12 protein-coding genes are annotated in these 20308 nt (G+C 58.8%); 4 read left to right on the top strand and 8 right to left on the bottom strand.

The features are described from left to right. Nucleotides 1-13: 13 nt before the first annotated feature. The 3 genes from KB449_RS05800 to KB449_RS05790 form a co-directional block, all read right to left on the bottom strand. Complete coding sequence (locus KB449_RS05800) at nt 14-913, bottom strand: carbohydrate ABC transporter permease (RefSeq protein ID WP_282907468.1); 900 nt, start codon at nt 911-913, stop codon at nt 14-16. A gap of 1 nt (nt 914) precedes the next feature. Continuing rightward, entirely contained in the window at nt 915-1793 is an 879-nt protein-coding gene (locus KB449_RS05795) for a carbohydrate ABC transporter permease (protein WP_282907467.1), read from the bottom strand. A 108-nt stretch (nt 1794-1901) separates the two neighbouring features. Then, nucleotides 1902-3329 carry an ABC transporter substrate-binding protein gene (locus KB449_RS05790; RefSeq protein ID WP_282907466.1) on the bottom strand — a complete coding sequence of 476 codons (1428 nt, stop codon included), beginning with the start codon at nt 3327-3329 and terminating at the stop codon, nt 1902-1904. 195 nt (nt 3330-3524) lie between these two features. Here KB449_RS05790 and KB449_RS05785 point away from each other — a divergent pair, with 195 nt between their 5' ends. Beyond that, nucleotides 3525-5387 carry a cache domain-containing sensor histidine kinase gene (locus KB449_RS05785; protein ID WP_282907465.1) on the top strand — a complete coding sequence of 621 codons (1863 nt, stop codon included), beginning with the start codon at nt 3525-3527 and terminating at the stop codon, nt 5385-5387. Between the two features lies 1 nt (nt 5388). Continuing rightward, nucleotides 5389-7131, top strand: coding sequence for a response regulator (locus KB449_RS05780; protein WP_282907464.1), 1743 nt, complete (start codon nt 5389-5391; stop codon nt 7129-7131). Nucleotides 7132-8043: 912 nt separating this feature from the next. On the opposite strand, the gene KB449_RS05775 is transcribed toward KB449_RS05780, so the two are convergent. Next, the gene (locus KB449_RS05775; protein ID WP_282907463.1) at nt 8044-10221 is read right to left on the bottom strand and encodes a discoidin domain-containing protein; all 2178 of its coding nucleotides are present in this window, start codon (nt 10219-10221) and stop codon (nt 8044-8046) included. Between the two features lie 216 nt (nt 10222-10437). Between KB449_RS05775 and KB449_RS05770 the strand changes: the two genes are divergently transcribed. Together KB449_RS05770 and KB449_RS05765 are read left to right on the top strand one after the other, a co-directional pair. After that, nucleotides 10438-11373, top strand: a complete 936-nt coding sequence (locus tag KB449_RS05770) for an AraC family transcriptional regulator (RefSeq protein WP_282907462.1) — start codon at nt 10438-10440, stop codon at nt 11371-11373. Nucleotides 11374-11473: 100 nt separating this feature from the next. Next, nucleotides 11474-12625: a glycosyltransferase WbsX family protein gene (locus KB449_RS05765; protein WP_282907461.1), complete on the top strand. Its 1152-nt coding sequence runs from the start codon at nt 11474-11476 to the stop codon at nt 12623-12625. Between the two features lie 93 nt (nt 12626-12718). Here KB449_RS05765 and KB449_RS05760 read toward each other — a convergent pair whose 3' ends face one another. The 4 genes from KB449_RS05760 to KB449_RS05745 form a co-directional block, all read right to left on the bottom strand. After that, nucleotides 12719-16168, bottom strand: coding sequence for a discoidin domain-containing protein (locus KB449_RS05760; RefSeq protein ID WP_282907460.1), 3450 nt, complete (start codon nt 16166-16168; stop codon nt 12719-12721). Between the two features lie 85 nt (nt 16169-16253). Continuing rightward, nucleotides 16254-18500, bottom strand: a complete 2247-nt coding sequence (locus KB449_RS05755) for a DUF6259 domain-containing protein (RefSeq protein ID WP_282907459.1) — start codon at nt 18498-18500, stop codon at nt 16254-16256. 65 nt (nt 18501-18565) lie between these two features. After that, nucleotides 18566-19390 (bottom strand): carbohydrate ABC transporter permease, encoded by an 825-nt coding sequence (locus KB449_RS05750; protein ID WP_282907458.1) that lies wholly within the window; start codon nt 19388-19390, stop codon nt 18566-18568. Further along, on the bottom strand, nt 19387-20265 hold the full coding sequence (locus KB449_RS05745; RefSeq protein ID WP_282907457.1) for a carbohydrate ABC transporter permease: 879 nt from the start codon (nt 20263-20265) through the stop codon (nt 19387-19389). The genes KB449_RS05750 and KB449_RS05745 overlap by 4 nt, the downstream gene beginning before the upstream one ends. Nucleotides 20266-20308 lie beyond the last annotated feature (43 nt).

Below are 20308 nucleotides of genomic sequence, written 5' to 3'. Positions count from 1 at the left end.
CTGCCCTCGCAACCTAGCCTTTCACCGAGCCGACGACAAGGCCCTTCAGCAAATACTTTTGCGTAAACAGGAAGAACAAGATCATCGGAATGGCGGACAGGAAGCAAAGCGCGTACACCGGTCCCCAATCCACCGTGGCGTTGGCGCCCATGAATTTGTAAACGGACATCATGAGCGGCGCGACCTTGCCGGCATTCAGATAGATGAGCGGGCCTTGAAAATCGTTCCAGTACCAGTACACGGTCGTCGTGACGATCGTGGCCGTCGCCGGCTTCAGCAGCGGCAGGATGATGCGAAAAAACGTCTGGTACCGTCCGCAGCCGTCGATGAATGCCGATTCTTCCAGCGCCTGCGGGATCGTTCTGGTGAAGGCCGCGAAGAACAGCGATGCAAATGCCGTGCCCCCCGCCACGTAGATGATGATCAGAAAAACGGGCGTGTTGATCAGATGCGTCGCCACCCCGAGCTTATAGAGCGGCAGCATGCTCGACTGGGCGGGAATGATCTGGCCTGCCGCGAACAGCGCGTACATCCATTTGATCCATTTGCGCTCGGAACGGCTGATGATGTAGCCGGCCATCGAGGACAGCAGGACGATAAAAAACAGGGTAACGGCGCAGATGACGACCGTTAGCGACAGAGAAGCGAAGAAATCCGTATTCCGCAGCATCGTTCTGTAGTTGCTCAAGTCCGTGAGATCCGGCATGTAAAAGGCGTCGAAAATATGCGCTTTATCCTTGAACGTATTCAGGAAGAACAGCAGAAACGGAGCAAGGAACAGCGCGCCCATGAGCCATGTGGCGGCTTGGGACACGACGTGAAGCGACGACCGCGATGAGGTTGCCCCCGCCGGCACCCGATTGGCGCGATCGACCTGCCGTTTGGCCCGGGCCGAAGTCTGAAGTGCGCTCATCTTAGATCTGCACCTCCTTGCTTCTCGTCAGCCTGAGCTGAAGCAGTGATACGATGCCGACGAACAGAAAGAGAATGATGCCCCCGGCCGTCGCATACCCGTAATTGCTGTAGCTGAACGCATGCTTGTAAATGATCAGGGAGATCGTGTTCGAAGCGTCGCCCGGACCGCCGTTCGTCATGATAAAAGGCAGATCGAACATCCGCAGCGTCGTCGTCAGCCCGAGGAAAGTCACGACCGTGATCGACGGCATGAGCAGCGGGAAGGTGATGTAGCGAAAAACGGATAACGGGCCTGCGCCGTCCAGATTGGCCGCCTCGTAAAGCTCGGCGGGAATCGAGCTGAGACCGGCAAGAAAGACGATGACGCCAAAACCGACGCCGCCCCACACCATAATGACGATCAGTGCGGGCATGACCGAATCGTACGTGCCGAGCCACTCCCGTCCCGCCGAACCGAGTCCGATCGACCGCAGCAGCTGGTTCAGCGCGCCGTCGTTGTGGTAGATCATCGTCCAGACGATCGACATCGTGACGAAGCTGACGACGCCCGGCAAATAAAAGATCGTGCGCAGCACCGTCTGCGAGCGTCCCGCCCTGTTCAGCGCCAGCGCGAGCGCAAGGCTCAGCGCGTTGCTCAGGAAAAGGCCGGCCAGCGCGAAAAGCAGCGTATTGCGAAGCGCAATCCGAAAGCCGGGTTCCTTGAACAAGTTGACGAAGTTGTCGAAACCGATAAAGACCGGCTTGGAAAATCCGTCCCACTGCGTCAAGGCGTAATAGAACGAACTGACGAACGGCCAGACGACGATGATAAGGAACAAAATCAATGCGGGCGCCGCAAAAGAGAGTTCGACCCATGCATTTCTAAAACCCGATTTCATACGCTTCCCTGCTTTCGGTTGTTCGTTGGAAAGAAGAAGGGATACGGCGGCGAAGCTCGATCCGCGGCATCCCTTCTCGGCCCACCGGCCAGTTGCTGTTAAAGAATCTTACTGTTCGGGAGCAGCCACGAGCCCCTTGTCGCGAACGAAGGCGCTGTCCGCTTCGTCCAGCCAGGATGGGCTGAACGCTTTGCCGGCCAACATCTTGGTGAACAGCTTGGCGTAGATGTCGCCGACGGACGCCGGCATGAACTGCCCCTGGATCATGCTCTTGGTGGAGCCGAGCACGCTCAGGAAGTCCTTGTTGCCCACTTCCTTGTAATCGATGTCGATTCCTTTGATGGCCGGGAATACGCCCGCATCCTTGTCGCGGATGATGATGGCATCCGTATCGTGCATCGCCGTCACCAGGTCTTTGGCCCGCTGCAGGTTTTTCGTATGCGCGTTGACGCCCGTCAATACGCCGACGGATACGCTGAGCAGCGGTTCGCCCTTGTCGCTCGGCAGGGCGAAAAATCCGGTTTCCATGCCGCCGCTGTCCTTCATTTCGCTGTTCACGAGACCGCCGATGTACGGGCCGTGGATAATCATGGCCGCTTTGCCGTCCTCGAAATCCTTGCGCTGCAGGTCCCAGCCGTTGCTGAGCGCGTTGCTTCCGAAATAACCTTTGTCCACGAACTGCTGGAGCTTGCCGAATGCCGCCTGGATTTCCGGGCCGTTCAGCTTCTTGGTGCCGTTGTATACGTCCTTCTCGAACGTATCGCTGCCGTACTCGTTAGGGAGGAATACGCTGACGGTCATGCTCGCCACCCAGGCGTCCTTGAAGCCGCCGGCAAATGGCGTGATGCCCTTGCTCTTCAGCGTCTCCGCCGTCTGCACCAGCTCGTCCCACGTCTTCGGCACCTGGATGCCGTTGTCTTCGAACAGCTTGCGGTTATACCAGACGCCGTTGCTGTTCAGGTCGAACGGCGCGGCGTACACTTTGCCGCCGTAGGAGCTCTGCGTCTTGGGCGCGCCGTCGATATTCGCGACGAACGGCATGTCCGACAGGTCGGCGATATAGCCCGCCTTCGCGAACAGCGGGAGCTGCGCGCTCTGGAACTGGACGACGTCGGCCGCCGACGCCGAAGCCATCTGCGCTTTGAGCAGATCGAAGTAGGCTTCGCCCGGCGTATTCTTGTATTCGATCGTGGCGTTCGGATATTTGACCTTGTAAGCCTTCTCGAACGCTTCGCGATAAGCCTTCACGATTCCGAGCGGCTCGTCTCCGAGGTTCCAGCTCGCCACGCTGATCGTAAACGCTTCCGTATCCTGCGTCGGCTCATTGCTCGCAGCCGGCGCATCGCTCGCCGTCGCTCCGCTGCTTGCCGTGCCTGATGCAGCGGTATTTTCCGTACCGCTGCCCGTATTCGTGCTTGCAGCAGCGCCATTCCCGCCCGCGTCCGAGTTCGATCCGCATGCCGACAGCAAGCCGAGCGCAAGGATACTGGCCGGAATCAATGTCTGTACTTTTTTTCGTGTCCATACGTTATTCATTGAGAACCCCTCCTATGATGAACAGACCATGCGGCACTGTCCCGCATGCTCATTGTAAGCCGGGCGCCGCGGCGTCGAATAGAATCAACATCTTGACATCGGGTGCAATTTCTTGATCATCCCATAGAACGCGCTCTGGCGCCATGCTATGATAGGAGCAACCTAAAGCACACTAACAACCTGGAGTGGAGCTCGATGCGTAAATGGCGCTTCCCGGCAAACAACTCGATCGCGTATCGGCTGTTCGTGATCTACCTGCTCGCGATATCGGTGCCCGTCTTCCTTTACGGCGCCGTCTCCTACACCCTGTCCGCGCGCAACGTAGAGAACAACTATATCCGCAATAAAGCGGCCATCTCCGACCAGATCATGCGCAACATCGACGAAAACGTGCTGATCCTGCAGAAGCAATCGGCATCCCTCTTTTTGATCAGCAAAGAAATTACCTATATGCTCGGCTCCGGGCCAGGCGACACGAGCGATGCCTACTTCGACTACAAGGAGCGACTCGACCGCTATTTTCTCGCCCTTATTCAGATGAACGACAAACTGAACGGCATCACCCTGATCGACACGCACGGCGAGATCAAGTACGCCATTAACGTTCAGGGCCGCAACTCCGTCGCCGGCTCCGTGCTGGACGAGCCCTGGTTCAAGGAGACGATGGCGCTTAACGGCGCGCCCCATTTTCTCGATCCGCACACGAACGATTTTCTTTTTAATCCCGTCAGCGCCCCCAAGCCCGTCGTCATCTCGGTCGCGCAGTCCATCACCGACTATAACGCGGAAGGACCGGCCGGCGTCTTGCTTGTCGATCAGAACACCGAGCAGTTCTTCGGCGACATCGCCAATATCAATTTGCAGGAGGGCGAGCAGACCGCCATCATCAGCCGGACAGGCAAGCTCATCTACAGCAATGTCCAATGGGGGGAACAGGAGAGCGCCAAACTGCTGTCCGTCGCCAAGGGACTTGGCCGCGGGCAGGTCAAGACCGACATCGGGGGACGGAGCATGCTTGTCATCGCCAGCGCGCCGTCCCAGTACGGATTCCAGGTCGTGTCCCTGCTCCCGATGTCCGAGCTGCAAAAGAAAAGCGGCTTTCTCCGGAGCATTACGGCTCTCATGCTGATCGTCGTCTCGGGAATCGTGCTGATCATCTCCATCGTCGTTTCGTACCTCATCGTCAAGCCGCTTCGCCGGCTCATGCCCTCGTTCAAGCAATTGGAGATGGGGAACTTCTCCACGCGGGTTCCGGTCAAGGGCAACGACGAGCTGGCCCGCATCAGCCAGGCGTTCAACACCATGGTCGGGAACATCGAATCGCTGATCGTTCAGAAGTATGAAGCGAACCTGCTTCGCAACCAGGCGGAGCTCAATGCGCTGCAGTCGCAGATCAATCCTCACTTCTTATACAACACGCTGTATGCGACCAAGTCGGTCATCGACCGCCACGATTATGAACGCGCTTCCGCCATGGTGCAGAATCTGTCGGGCATTTTCCGGTACAGCCTGCATCAGGGCAGCAGCGCCGTCACGCTGCGCGAAGAGATCGATCACATCCGGAAATACATTTATCTTCACGATATCCGCTTTGCCGGAAGGTTCTCGACCGTTTTCGAGATCGATGACGCGCTGTGGGAAAAGCCCGTGCCGAGATTGACGCTTCAGCCGTTGGTCGAGAACGCGTTCCAGCACGGACTCGCGAACAAGACGATCGGCGGCGAGCTGCGCATTACGGCCAAACCGGCCGGCGATCACTGGCTCATCTATATCTACGATAACGGTTCGGGCATGTCCGAAGAAGAAATATCGCGACTGAACGGCTGGTTCGCTCAATTGTCGTCCGAAGCAGCAGCCGGCTTGCCCAAGTCCGTCGTGCACGAATCGCCCGCGGACGAAGGCAAAGGAAGCGGGCTCGGCATTCGCAACGTGCATGCGCGCATCAGGCTGCACTTCGGCCCGGCATTCGGCATCAAAATAAGCGGCAAGGCGGGCGCCTTCACGACGGTAAGAATCAAGCTCCCGCTGCACGACAGGCTTGGAGAGGAGGCGGTCTGACATGAACATCCTGATTGTCGAAGACGAGACGCAAATTAGGAGCTCGCTGGAGAATACCCTCCGCCGGTTCGGCATCGAAGATATCCGGATCGCCGGCAACGGCTCGGAGGCGCTCGCGCTGCTGGAGGAGCGGCGTGCCGATCTGATCCTGTCCGATATTCGAATGCCCGAAATGGACGGCATCGCCCTGCTGGAGCGCGTTCGCGAGCGTCATGGCGACGTGCCGTTCATCGTGCTGAGCGGCTACGACTTGTTCGAATACGCGCAGAAAGCGTTGAAATTCGGCGCCTACGCCTATCTGCTGAAGCCCGTCGCCGAAGCCGAACTCGAGGACGTCGTCCGTCGCGCGCTGCAGGAATTGATGCAGAAGCGGGACCTGCGCGATGACGAGCTGCGGCTTCAGATCAAATTGAATGCCGGCACCTCGGAGCTGCGCCGCCGTTACTTGTCCGAGATCGTCGAGGGCAAGGAAGCGTCCGGCAGGCAGGCGCGCAAATGCGAAGAGTACGGCATCCGATTCCCGTATCCCTTCCATTTTGTATGGCTGGCCGGCATGGACGAGGCGGTTCGCATCGCGCAAGCGATGCCGCGTTCCGATGTCGAGCTGTTGAAGTACGGACTTGAAAATCTTTGTCTCGAGGTCTTTCGGGAAGGCGGGCTTGTCGCAGAACCGTTTCGCTGGGACGACGGGATCGGCCTGCTGCTGAATGGGAACGGCGAGGATGGGCAGAGCGCAGATGGGCAGAGCGCGGATGGGCAGAACGCGGATGGACAGAACGCGGATGGGCAGAACGCGGATGGACAGATCGCGGATGGGCAGAACGCGGATGGACAGAACGCGGATGGGCAGAATGCGGATGGGCAGAACGGGCTTGGGAAGATTGCGGCGCTGTCGGAGCGGGCATCCGGACTCGCGCTCGACGTGCTGAAGCTGTCTATAACGGCGGGCGTCGGACACGCTGCCGGACGGCTCGACGAGACGCCGGCTTCGTTCGCCTCCGCGCGTCGCGCCTACGCGCAGAAGCTGATCCATGGCGGAGGTCGCGTGTATGCGTGCAGAGCGGTGCGAGATTCGGCTCCCGAGAGCATATCGCTCGACCTTGCGGCGGAACGGGAGCTGCTGGCCCTGTTCGAAGCGCACCGTCAGGACGAGGCTTCTGCGTTCCTTGCGGAGCGATACGCGCCGTTCCGCATCCCCTGCTCGTTCGAGATCGCGGACGTGGCCAAGCTGAATTATGAGCTGATCGTGCTGCTCGTCACCATTCTGAAGCAGCTTGGCTTCGACGCCGACGAAGCGCTCGGCGACGAGTATCATTTGTATACGCAGGTCAACACGCTGCAAAGCGTGGAGGAAATGGTCGCCTGGTTCCGGCAGCGGTGCATGGACGCCTTCGCGCATATTCAGGAAAAGTCGACCCGGTCGACCAAGAAGCTCATGGGAAAGGCGCGCGATTATATTGCCGAGCACTTTCACGAGGCCATCAGCCTGGAGCTGGTGGCGGACCACCTGCAGATCAGCCCGGAATATCTCAGCCGGGAGTTTAAAAAAGAGCTCGGCGAAAACTTCACCGACTTCCTGCTGAGGCTGCGCATGGAGAAAGCCAAGTTTTACATCCGCGAAGGCCGGTACCGGACTTACGAGATTGCGAATCTCGTCGGCTTTCAAAATGAAAAATACTTTTCCAAAGTGTTCAAAAAAGCGACCGGGTTTACGCCAAGCGAGTTTAAGTTCCGCACGTTGTGAAGGCCGCAGTGGTGCGGTCGGGGTGCGGCGGGTAGCGGGCGGCGACGGGCGGTGGTGACGGCGACGATGGGCGGCAGGCGGTGATGGACGGGTAGTGGACGGCGGGCGGCGGTGACGGAGATGCGGCGAGCGGTGACTGCGCGCGGTGGTGACGGGGATGCGGCGGGCGGTGACTGCGCGCGGTGGTGACGGGGACGCGGCGGGCGGTGACTGCGAGCGGTGGTGACGGGGACGCGGCGGGCGGTGACTGCGAGCGGTGGTGACGGGGATGCGCGGGCGGTGATTGCGAGCGGTGGTGACGGGGATGCGGCGGGCGGTGACTGCGAGCGGTGGTGACGGGGATGCGGCGGGCGGTGACTGCGAGCGGTGGTGACGGGGATGCGGCGGGCGGTGACTGGCGGTCGTGACGGCTGCGGCGATGGGCCGTGGCCCGTGGCGCATGACGCATGACGTTTTCATAGGAAAGCACTGGGTGGGGCGCGGACGCCGCATAGTGCGAAGTGCTTTCCTAGAGCAGCACTTCGCCGGTAACGCGCCCCCGATCTTGCGATGTGCTTTCATAGGAAAGCACTAGGTTGGTGCCGATCGCCGCATGGTTCGAAGTGCTTTCCTAGAGCAGCACTTCACCGGTACCCCAACTCCGATCGTGCGATGTGCTTTCATAGGAAAGCTCTAGGTGGGTCGCGGACGCCGCTAGTGCGAAGTGCTTTCCTAGAGCAGCACTTCGCCGGTAACGCGTCTCCGATCTTGCGATGTGCTTTCATAGGAAAGCACTCGGCCGATGACTCGAGCCTAAAGCACAAAAAGCCAACCAGAAAACGCTGGCTGACCTCATAATACGAAGAAGCCTCTCCGGTCCATAAGCGGACCGGTTGGGCTTCTTTTGATGTGTTCGGTGACGTCACCGCGGCGTCAGCTGCTGAATACTTGAATTTCGTTGACGCGCGCGTAGCTGCTGGCGGCATCGCCGAGCGTCGCGTATACCCGGATCTTGGAGCCGGTGACGGCCGTAAAAATATGCGTACGATGCGCCTGCGTATTACCTGTCACGGCCGGGACGCAATCGACCCAGGACGTGCCGTTCCATACCTGCAGCTGGTAGTTCCGCAGCTCGTACCCGCTCGTCGTAAACAGCTCCACCCGGCCGAAGGTCCGATTCGCGCCGAAGTCGATTTGCACCCACTGCGGCATAACCGGCGAAGCGCTGGCCCAGCCGTTAAAGTCGGTGGTGGCCGTTCCGTCGTTCACCTTTGCCGCCGAATAGCCGTTGGCGGTATCCGTCGACGACGCTGATGCGGTGCCGCCGTAGGCCAGGTTGACCTGGTACAGCAGCGTCACGGGACCATAGGCGCGGTTGCCCGATATCCCGGTACTCCATCCGGTTCCGTTGTTGTAGACCGAGCCGCCAACCGTCCCGAAGCCAAGCGTGATCGTCGTATTGTCGCTGTACCACTGATCGCCGCCATTATCCTCGGTCGTCACGAGCAGGTAGGCGGTGCCCGGTAGAAGCGTCACGCTTTCCGCCAGCTTGCAATATTGATAACCGAGCGAATCCGGCGTTCCCGCGGACGTCCGGACGCTGCATGCGCCGAGCATCGCCTTGTCGCTGTCGCGATACAGCTTGAGCGTATGCGACTTTTCATTGCCTGCAGTGAATCGCCTTCCCAGCCCGTTCACGCTGACAACGCCGGCGCCGGTCGTGAACTTGAAGCCGACTTCGCCGTTGGAATCGTTGCGCAGCGTGCCCAGCGTCTGCGAAGCGACCAGTCCGGTCCCGGCCGGGGAAGGCAGGGCGGACGGCGCCGTCGGAACGTAACCTGTCGACACGGTATTCACCGTATTCGCCGCAAAGTAGAATCCGCCGTAGGTTCCGCCGTACGTACTGCGGCCGCGGCTGTTGTTGAACACATTGTTCGTTACGATCCCGGTGCCGCCGGCAAACTGGATTCCTTCGCTGCTGTTGCCCGGATTCGTGCCGTAATGGCTGACGACGTTGTTTTCAATGACCGAATCGACGTCCGGCAGACTCGAATTGTTGAAGTGGAATATGCCCGCTCCGGCCGTATCGTGAATGTTCATCCCGCGCAGCGAAATGTTCTTGCCGACACCTTCGAAGTCGAAGCCGACGCCGTCGTAATTTTGATCGGGGTGTCTGGCCACGTTCGCGATCTCGCCGCCGATCACCTCCACGTTCTTTGAATAAGCGACCACCATGCCGGCCGAGCCGAACGGATTGGAGACGGCGCCGATGTTTTTGGCCGTCAGGTTGGTGAGCGTCCCCCCATCCACGAAGAGAACGTTGAAGCCCCACATGCCGCCCCCGTCGATCGTCAGATTGTCCATGACGACATGCTTCGTCCATAAATGCTCGTTCGGATTAAAGCCTGACACGGGCGCCCCGAACCAGGTGGCGGTGTCGCAATTGTAGAACGCCACGTTTTTGATCGTTAAATTCGTAAGCGCCGTCAGTCTGCCCGGCGCATTGACCTTGTCGGTATACGCGGGAGACACGGCGTCGGCCATCGTCTTGACGCTGATGCCGGCGGACGTATGGTTGTAAGTCGCCGGCGCGCTATTGTATGCGGCCGTCATATCGCGGATCGTCATATTTTCGATCCAGATGTAGTCCCGGTTGTACGCATGATCGTACTGGAGCCGTATGCCTTCCCAGGCGTTCTTCAGCTCCAGGCCCGTTATCTTCCACCCCGCATAACCGTCAATGAGCACGGCGACGGCATCCGTCGTGCCGGGTGCGATGATCGGCTTCGCGCCCGTGCCGTAGGCGGATAACACGATGGGATTGGTCGCCGTTCCGCTGCCCTTAAGCGTCAGCGTCTGTCCGGTCCAGGTCGCGCCGCTCCTGAGCAGCACCTGGTCTCCGGCAGCGAACGTCCGGGCGTTGACCGGGGTAAAGTCGCACCAGGGCGCCGTCGTCGACGTGCCTGCCGACGCGTTGCTGCAGCCGGCGCCGCTCTGGTTGTTCACGTAGTAGACCGCGGCATCCGCCTGATCCGCATGGGCTGCAAGCCCGAACGCGATGACGCCGACAACGCCGATGATCCATGCCGCCAACCGGGATATTCTTTTCATTTGTTTTCCTCCTGCCTGAATTTGGTTGCGCTTACAATTCGTAATGCGACTTTCCGCTTGGCCAGGAATCCTTCTTACAGCCTTAGTATCGGGCCATTCCGACATCGGCGTATAGCGTCAAAAATTTGATATTGGCGCTATTTTTTGTTGTCCGTATTCGGTCTTTGCCACGGACGATGTAAAATGAATGCAAAGGCCATCAAGGAGACGATCCCAATGGAACAGAAAAAAGAGGCGCGGCAAGGCATCGGGTTCCGGGAGTTGGCGCCTTATGTACGCCTCGTTCAACATATCAACGGCGACGATCGCTACCGGCTGCCTCCACGCATCATCTATGATTACGAGTTCAAGTTCGTGCTCGAAGGCCGCTGCGATTATGTGATCGAAGGCGTCCATTACGCCATCGGTCCGGGCGATATGGTCATTCTGCAGCCGATGGTGCGGCATTCCTGCGCGGTCCCGCCAAGCGAGACTTTCCGCTATTTCGCCGCGCACTTCGATTTAATCTACATGGGGGACGCCTACAACTTTTCGGTCGACGACGTCTATCTAAGCCAAGATTACGAGCACTCGCCGTTCATTCCGGACGACCCGGAACTGACGGAGCGGCCCGTCGTCTTTTTGTCCGATATCGATTTTCCGTGCGTCGTTCAGACATCTAATCCCGGCGCATACGAAGCGCTGCTTCGTTCCATGCATGCGACGTTCGAGGGCGGCGAATACGGCAAGGAGCTGCGCTTGCGCGGCGATCTGCTTCATCTATTCGCCCTTCTCGTCCTGGAGTTGTCGACGCCGGCCGGGATCAGCATTCGCCACCCGCAGAGCGAACGGATCGGACAAGCCGTTCAATGGATGCGCGAGCATTACCGTTCCCAGCTGCAGCTGGGCGATATCGCGGCATCCGTGCATTTGTCGCCAAGCCGGTTCCGCGCCTTGTTTAAAGAAGCGACCGGCCAATCCCCCATGGAGATGCTCGTCTCTCTGCGCATGGACAAGGCCAAGGAGCTGCTGCTTCATTCTTCCCTTACGGTCGGCCAGATCGCCGATGAAGTCGGTTATCCGGACCTCCATTATTTCAGCCGGCTGTTCAAGCGCTGCGAAGGCTTGTCGCCGATGCAATACGCGCAGTCGCTGCGATCGAGGTTCAGTTGAATCGTCCAACAACCCCGTCGTTTTATCCAAATACGTGCACCTTCCACTTCTCGTAAACTGAAGTCAGCAACATCACATTTCAAGGAACGAAGGTGCGTATATGACCGACAAGCACAAACCGGAAGTCGCCGTCTATTATTTTCCGAACTATCATGTCGACCCCCGCAACGAAGCGACGCATGGCGCGGGCTGGAACGAATGGGAGCTTGTGCGCCGCGCGACGCCGCGCTTCCCCGGACACGAGCAGCCCAAGGTGCCGCTGTGGGGCTATCTGGACGAATCCAAACCCGAGACTGCGGAAAAACAGATTGCCGCCGCGGCCGATCACGGCATCGATGCCTTCATTTACGACTGGTATTGGTACGAAGACGGCGCCTTCCTGAATAAGGCGCTCGAGAACGGCTTCATGCAAGCGTCCAACAATGACCGGTTGAAATTTTCCCTGATGTGGGCGAATCACGACTGGATCAACATTTTTCCGTACAAGCGCGGAATGGACCATACCCTGCTTCACAGCGGACAAGTGTCGCTGCAAGCGTTCGAAGCGGCGTGCGACTATATGATCGAAAAGTACTTCGGCCATCCGTCGTATTGGCGCGTGGAAGGCGGTCTGTACTTCTCCGTCTATGAATTGATGAGCCTGATTCAAAGCCTGGGAGGCATCGAACGGACGAAAACGGCGCTCGACGGATTCCGGGCCAAGGTGCGGAACGCGGGACTCGGCGAGCTGCATCTGAACGCCGTCGTCTGGGGCATTCAAAATTTGCCGGGAGAGCGCACGCTCGAGAATCCGGGCGAACGCGTGCAGGAGCTTGGCTTCGACAGCGTCACTTCGTACGTCTGGATTCACCATATCGCGCTGGATTCGTACCCGACCGTCGACTATCCGGCATACGCCAAGAAGTCCGAAGCGGATTGGGGCAAGTTCCGCAAGCAGTTCGGCGATTACGGCATCCCCTACTACCCTAACGTGTCCATGGGCTGGGACTCGAGTCCGCGTACCGTACAATCCGACGTGCACGCCAATATCGGGTATCCGTTCACGCCGGTTCTTGTCGGCAATACGCCCGAAGCGTTCCGCGAGTCGCTCGCAGCCGCCAAGGCATTCATTAAAGCGTCTAGCGATACGGTCCCTCCCATCTTGACCATCAACTCCTGGAACGAATGGACGGAAGGCAGCTATATCGAGCCGGACACCGTGAACGGCATGGGGTATCTGGAAGCGATTCAATCGGTATTCGGCAAGAAATAAGGCGAACCGAAGACCAAAAAGACCGGAAGCGCGACATCCAATCGTGCGCTTCCGGTCTTCTTTTTACGTCAATGCAGCTATATCGCTTATAAGTCAATTGTACAGCTGGAACTCCTGAATGCGGGCATAGCCGTCGTATCCGCTCTGGGTGCCTTCGGTAATCACGAGTCTAAAATATCTCGCCGTCACGGCCGGGATCGTACGGTCGGTCATGGCGCTCGCATTGCCGCTGACGCTGTCGATGTCGGTCCAGGTCGTCCCGTCCGCGCTCGCCTGGAGCTTGTATGCCCGGGCATTGTATATGTCATAGCTCGACGAGACGGCGCCCGGATGGATGACGACCCAACGCTTGACGGTAACCGGAGCGAACAGATCCGCCTGCAGCCAATAATCGTTGTTCGGCGTCTTCGTAATCGCGACCCATTTCGAATTCAAGTCTCCGTCCAACGCCTTTTGCGGGGTCTCGCTCGCCAGGTTGTAGGCATTGGCGGAAGCCCACCGGTTAAGGCTGATGTTCGTGCTGCCATAAACTTCGAAATCGTAGATGCGCGCATACCCGTCCGAGCCAATCTGCGTACCTTGGGTAATATACAGACGCACGTACCTGGCGTCCGCAGAGATCGAGCGATCGGTCAAGCCGGCCGTATTTCCGGTAATGCTCTCCAGATCGGTCCAGGTTACGCCGTCCACGCTCTTCTGCAGCTTGAAGTCGCGCGTGTTGAATGCAGGACTCTCCCCATTGTAAGAAGCATGCTTCACTACCCAGCGGGTCAGGCTCTGCACCGAGCCGAGATCGACGGCGAGCCAATGGGTCGTTCCGGTCGTGGACACCCACTTGGACGTGCGCATGCCGTCGACCGCGCGTTCGGGTCCGTTGCTTCCAGCGGAAGCGCTGGCCGTAGCCGGCCTCCCCTGCGTGATCGGGATGGCCGCGTACACGCCTTCGTCCTTGTCATAAACGTTCACCGTGCCGCCCAGCTGCTGGACGGTCGTCGTCGTATCTCCCCATAGCAGCGAATCGTAAATGTTCATCGTGCCCGTAAAGCCCGCGCCTGTCTTTGTGTAAGGCTGTCCCGGCATCACCCCTGCCTGAAGTCCGACCATGTGGATGCTGCCGCCCTTTTCAATCAGTACGTTGGGGCCCGACGACGTATCGACGGAGGGCAGGAACAGCGTCAGATTCTGAGGCCCCGTCCCGCCCGATGGCGCTGCGGTATGGAGGCCCGTTTTTACGGCAAACGAGTCTGCGGCAAAAGAAGCGACATTCGTACTGTTGCCGAAGACGAAAGCGTCCGTATGGGCGAGCGTATAGTTTTTTGCCGCGTCGAAGCCGTAGGTGTGCGGACTGTTGGCATGCTTCGACTGGAAGAAGGTCCCGTAGGTGACGACGACTTGTTCTACCCAGCCCCCGTTCGTATTCGCGCCCACGTTGACCGCCACGTTGGCGGCATTGATCCACGTTCCGGATACGACGAACCGGTCTGCCGCCGTCGTCCCGTAATCGATGCCGTTGTAGCCGTTCTCGATCTCTACGTATTTGACCCATGTATCCGTTCCGGCCGCGCGCACGGTATACGGATACTTCTTGACCGGATAGAGCGAACGGATGTCGGCCGGGACGCCCGGATCGCCGCCGTCGGCGAAGCCTTGCTCCGGATAATACACGCTGAAGCCCTTGATTCCGGCACCCTGGCTGAGCGTCAGAAAGGCCGTCGCGGAATCCGGCGCTGCCGTATCTTTGCCGCTGTAGGCGAGCAGAACGGTCGTATCCAAATTGTTGTGGGCATGGACGTAGCCGTGGCTGCCCGTCAGCTCCACGCCCGTCGGCACTTGCAGCGATCCGGACACCTTATACGAGCCCGGCGGCAGGAACACGGTACCGCCTCCCGCATTCCCCGCTGCCGTCAAGGCGCTTTGGATCGCCGGGCCGTCGTCCGCGACGCCATTCCCCTTGGCATTGTAAGGCGCATCCTTCACATTGATCAGATTGCTTTCGTTCGCCGGTTTGCGCACGGGCGCAAAGGCATAGAACAACGGACGCGCCTGCCATACCTTGTCCGTGTTGATGAACTCCCCGACCTCCGCACGTACATAATCCGTTCGGACATTCGCGTTGATCTTGGCCATCGCGCCGTAAGCGCCGTTGGAGGCAGGCGGCCCCTGCTCGATCAAGATGCCGTCATTAGCCTCGTTGATACTAATGCCGTACATCGTCAAGCCGTCGTTTTTCCACAGCTTGATGCCGTACAAATAGCTTTTCGTATATGCGGCAATCTGCGCCCGCTGGGCGGCGTTCGGCTTGCCCGTCACCGCGGACGGCGCATTCGCCCAGATCGCGCCGTCCATGAACAGATTGGTCAGATAGGAGTATTCGTAATTGCCGTCCAGCGTAATGCCCTGGAACAGGAAGGTTCCGTAGATGTCCTGAATGTTAACCGCGCTGCCCTTGTCGAAATAAATGCCTTGAAACGAATTGTAGAACGTGAGCCTGTAGGCATTGACCGAGGAGGCCTCGGAATAGACGGTATACGGGTAGCTCGTCGGCGCGAACCCGCCTGCCGAATAAGCGCCTTGGTTCGGATACCAGAAGCTTAGGTCGCGTACGGTCGCATTCGCGCCCGAGAGCGTTACGGCGCTTTTTGTAGTGGAATAAACCGCGAGAATCGTGCCGTTTTGCGGCGTCTCCTGCAGCGGATTGCCCCAATTGCCGCGAAGCACGACGTTGGCGGGAACGGTCAAGCCCGAATCCAGGCGATACGTACCTGCCGGCAAATACACCACGCCGCCGCCCATTTGACGCGCCAGATCCAAGGCGGACTGTATCGCGCCGGTCGCGTCCGCCGCTCCTGTGGGGTCTGCCGTCACTACGACATTCGCGACGACCGTCTCGCTATTGTCGATCAGGCCCGTGATCCGTTGGGGCGCCGGAAAAGCCGGAGCCGCCGTGCGCTTGTCGAAGCGGATCCAGTCTACATAGGTGCCCGGGTCCGGCCCGCTGTACTCCGTCGTCAGCACGTGGGTACCGGCCTCGAGATAGACCGGCATGGGCAGCGTATACGTCTGGAGCACGGTCGAATCGATTTTGTTCGTCGCTCCTTTTTGCACGTTATCGATCAATGTCGAAATGCTGCCTTTTTGTCCCGACGTCCCGGCCTTCGCCCTGTAAACGATGTCGTACCAGCCCGCGTCGGACGCGCCGACCGTGAATGTATATTTCAAATACTCGCTAATATAGCCGGCGGTCGACGAACCCGCCGCCTGATCGTTCGAGCTCACGACATAACGATTCGATCCATCCGAATATAGGTCGACGTTCGCCACGTCTCTGTAAGCGGTTTCGCGAATGACCTGAGAAGAAGCTTGCGCGAAGTATGCGTCACGGATGCTGCCGGAATTGAAATCCTCCGCCTGAATGGTTCCCGGCACGGTATGCGTGCCAAAGGGCACCCCGTCGGAGGCGGCAACTTGCCGGCCCGGCGTTAACAGCAAGACACATGCGATCATAAACATGAAAAGACCTGCGCTGCGAACCATCCATTTCATTATCATTTCTCCTTGTTTAGGAATTTGGCTTAAAACGGACTAAGGCAGGGAGAGAAGATTGACGCCTTCTCCCCCGCATTACCGATTACTTCGCCGCCTGTGTCGACGGCGTCCACGCCAGCATGATGCAGGATAGCGGCGCGACCGTACCCCGGTACGTCCCTCCTTCGGCACGCGCGGCGAGCTCGAGCCCCTCGCCGTCGGGCTGCTCGTAGGCCAGCACTGGGCCGGTTGCCCCGTCCTGCGGCCGATGCCAGTCATAAGATTGCGGCTCCGTCGTGTAATTCACCAGGAACTGCGCGACCCGGCCCTCCGCAGACTGCCACTTCGTCTTAAGAATGGAAGGCTGCTTCAGCACGCTGCCGTCCCGCATGTGAATCGATTGCGCGGACACATTGGCCAGCCGCTCCGGCGCGAGCATCCTGCCCGTCACGAGATACGGCTTGCCGGCGCCGTTACGCCAGGCGTTGAGATTGCGGATCAGCGTGCCGATCGCCTCTTGATCCGGCGCCGGATAATCCCATTCCGTCCCCCAATCCCAGTTGATCGCGCCTCCGCGTCCGAGCACGACCGTGAGCATGTCTCCCGCCGCGAAGGAATAGGCGGTCCGCCAGAGCAGATTGTCCGGCGACTTGAGCAGGTCGATGCTCTGGCCGCTAGAGTTCTGGTTGCCCATGAAGTTATTGATATATTCGTGGTACACATACTGATAGACGGGCACCGGCTCTCCGGTGAACAAACCGATATTGAAGCGCAGGTCGTTAAAAGGAAGCTCGCTTAAGAACGGCTCCGCGGCAGCCGCTTCGCAGCCGAGCACGATGTCTTTGCCCATTGCCTTCCACTCCTGCCGAATCTTGCGGAACAACGTCTTCATCGCTTCCGTCTGCCAGCGCCCGGGTCCCGGCGGATGGTCGTGCTCCTTGCTGTAGCACAGGTAAGACAGTCCGCCCAGGTTCTGGTCGAAATACTGCATGTAATCGCAGCCGCTATTCGCGACGCCCCTGATCTCCTCAAGCACCGTCTCCGTCACGAACGGCTGCGACGGACACATATCGTACCCCCAGCGCTGCGCACCGTTGCAGATCAGGGAGTACGGCAGCTCGCCCTCAGGCGACACGCACATGACCTTCTCCAGCTCCAGGCGTTCGAAGTCCGCTTCCCGGTTGTAATCGGGATCGAGCAGGCTCATCTGCGTCCAGGCGATGCCGCTCGCGTACAAACCGAGCAGATGGCCGCGCGCATGCAGCTCGTCGGCGAACTGCCGCATGCCTTCTTCTCCTCCGTAAGGGGGCCAGATATAAGGCGGCGCCCACGGCGCGGATCCTTCCCAGTGCATAAGCAGCGCCATCACCTTGCTGTCGAAGCGCTCGGACAGCCGCTCCAGATGCGGGATCGCATTCACGTAAGGATAATATTCGTTGGGATCCATGTTGCCCGTATCCTTAACGCCCCGCACGGGATACGTCACGACGACGGGCGATTCCTGGTACCAGGCGGGCAAGTCCCGATTGTCCGCGATGCGCGGCGGCGTGCTTCCCTGCTCAAACCAATGTCGGTAGAGCTCGGCAGCCTGATGCCAATCGCCATGGAAGACGCCCAGCACCATATTAAATTCCATTTGATAGGAACCTTGGCCGGCACCCTCGACGAAAATGCGATACTGGAGCCTCACGCCCCCGTCGAACGGAAGAAATTCGATCGATTTTACTTGATGCCGCGCATCGTGCGCGCCGACGTACAAGCCGCAGTCGTCATCGTAATAAGCCATGAACTGCGTCGGTGCGGGGCCGGGGTAGGTTCCGTCCCAGCCTTTGCTGGGATATCCGGTTTCCTGGTATTTCAACCATGTCTTCTCCCGCCTGCCGATATCTTCGATCAGCACGCCCTCGTGGGCCGGCCACAGGATCCGTGCCGTGCCCCCTGCTGCGACAAGATCGTTCGGCACGACGACGTCCGGGAAGTCGATCCACTCCACGAGGTATGACGTCCGATTGTCGAAGGAAATGCGCCAGTCTGTCAGGTTGGAATCGTGCGGCATATCCACCTCAACAACGGCATCCAGATCCAGGTTTTGCAGCTTCGTATATATGAAACGGACCTGCGTCGCACCGTCCGCCGCTTCCGAAGTCGGCTCCAGCGTGACGGACGCCGCCTGCAGCGCCGTGACGTCCAGCGCTTGTCCGGCGTCGTCCCGCAGCCGAAGCGTAAAGATCGGCCTGGCTGCGCTCCCGCCATGAATCATGTTTTTCCCGGATCGCTTATCCGTAAATGCCAGCAAAGATCCGTTCGCCGAATCCAGTTCGATCGTATAGGCCGAGCGCTCGATGATCATCGTTTCATTTCTCCTTCGCTTGTTCTCAGCTTGTCGTCTCTGTCCCAGCATGCCGTAATCTTGTTTCAACCCTTGACCGCGCCGGCCGTCAAGCCTTTTAGAAACTTATCCTGCACGAAGAAAAACAATAAAATCAGCGGAATCGTAGCAATAACGCTCAAGGCGAATATCGGACCCCAATCGGTCGTCCGTTCCTGCTTGAACTGATAAATGAGCGTCATCAGCGTTTGTTTGCCTGGGCTGTACAAGTAAATGAGCGGTCCGAAAAAATCGTTCCAGATCGTAAAGACGTTCGTCACGATGACGGTGCCGGTGGCAGGCAGCAGGAGCGGGAAAATAATCGTAAAAAACGTGCGCGTCTTCCCGCAGCCCTCCATGGCGGCGGCCTCTTCCATCTCGGAAGGGATGCCTTTGACGAAGCCCGTGTAGATAATCGTGGCAAACGGGATCGCGCCGGCCGTGTACAGCAAAATCATGAGCGTGCGCGTATTGATCAAGGAAATCGCCGTTGCGAGCTTAAAAATCGGGATGATCGTCGATTGCAGCGGAATGATCATGCCCGAGATCAGAATAAAGAACACGATCTGGAACAAGCCCCTGCCGGAACGCCCGATCGCATACCCGGCCATGGAAGTGAAAAGCACGACCAGCCCCAGACTTAAAGAAGTGATGACGACGGTATTGAACAACGACTGCGCAAACCGGCCCTCGCCCAAAATCGCCCCGTAATGCGCGAATTCCCAGCTTGAAGGGAAATGGAGCGCGTCGAACACTTCGCTTGAAGGCTTGAAGCTGGCAAGGAGCACATTCAAGAAAGGGACCAGAAAAAGACAAGCCGCGAGCAGCATAACCAGCTCCGCAATGCCGAGGCTGAGCCGAATCTTCCTCACATCTCCACCTCTCTTCTGCGCGTGATGCTCAGTTGCAAGAAAGTTACGACGGCGATCAATACCATGAACAACATCCCCGCAGCAGTCGCATAACCGTAGGACTCATGTACGAAGGCGTACTTGTAGATCAATAGCCCGAGCGTCGTCGTCGCCGTGCCCGGACCGCCGTTGGTCAGAACGAACGGCACGTCGAACAGCTTCAGGCTGCCCGCGATGCCGAGAAACGTATTGATCGTAATAAACGGCATGATCAGCGGAATGGTGATGTGATAGATTCGTTGCAAGCCCGTGGCCCCGTCGATCTGCGCGGATTCCTGAAGCTCCCTGGGCACGGATTGCAGCCCGGCCAGGTAAATGACCGCTCCGAAGCCGGTCCCTTGCCACAGCAAGATCAGGATAACGGCCGGCAGCGCGTAATCCATCGTCCCGAGCCAGTCCTGAATCCCGTTTTCGAATCCGAAAAGCGTCAGGATCGCGTTGAGCAGGCCGTCGTATTGCAGGATAAAGCCCCAGCTGATCGAGATGACCATCAGACTCATCAGCGCGGGAAGAAAGAAAAGCGTCCTGAGCAGCCCGCGGCTCCGCAAGGGCAGATTGAGCAGCAGCGCCAGAATCAGAGATAACGGATTGCCGATCAGCACCATGACGGCGAGGACGTAAAGCGTATTTTTAGCGGCTTGCACGATCGCTTTGTCGTGGAACAGCGCCTGGTAATTGGCCAGGCCCACATAGTCGGGGGATTGCAAGCCGTCCCAATTCGTAAAGGAATAAAGCAGGCTGCTGAGAAAGGGGTACAGCGTAAAAATGCCGTACAGCAGCAAGGCGGGCAGTACGAAGAAAACCTTTAACCGGTAAAAGCTTCTGCTCGATCTCATGCGGTATCACTCACCTGACTGATCCTGGCGAAGGGCGGACCTT

It is taken from the genome of Cohnella hashimotonis, assembly GCF_030014955.1.
Taxonomy (GTDB): Bacteria; Bacillota; Bacilli; order Paenibacillales; family Paenibacillaceae; genus Cohnella; species Cohnella hashimotonis.
Note: the sequence above shows the minus strand (reverse complement) of the source record. Positions and strands in the feature narration are given on the sequence as shown.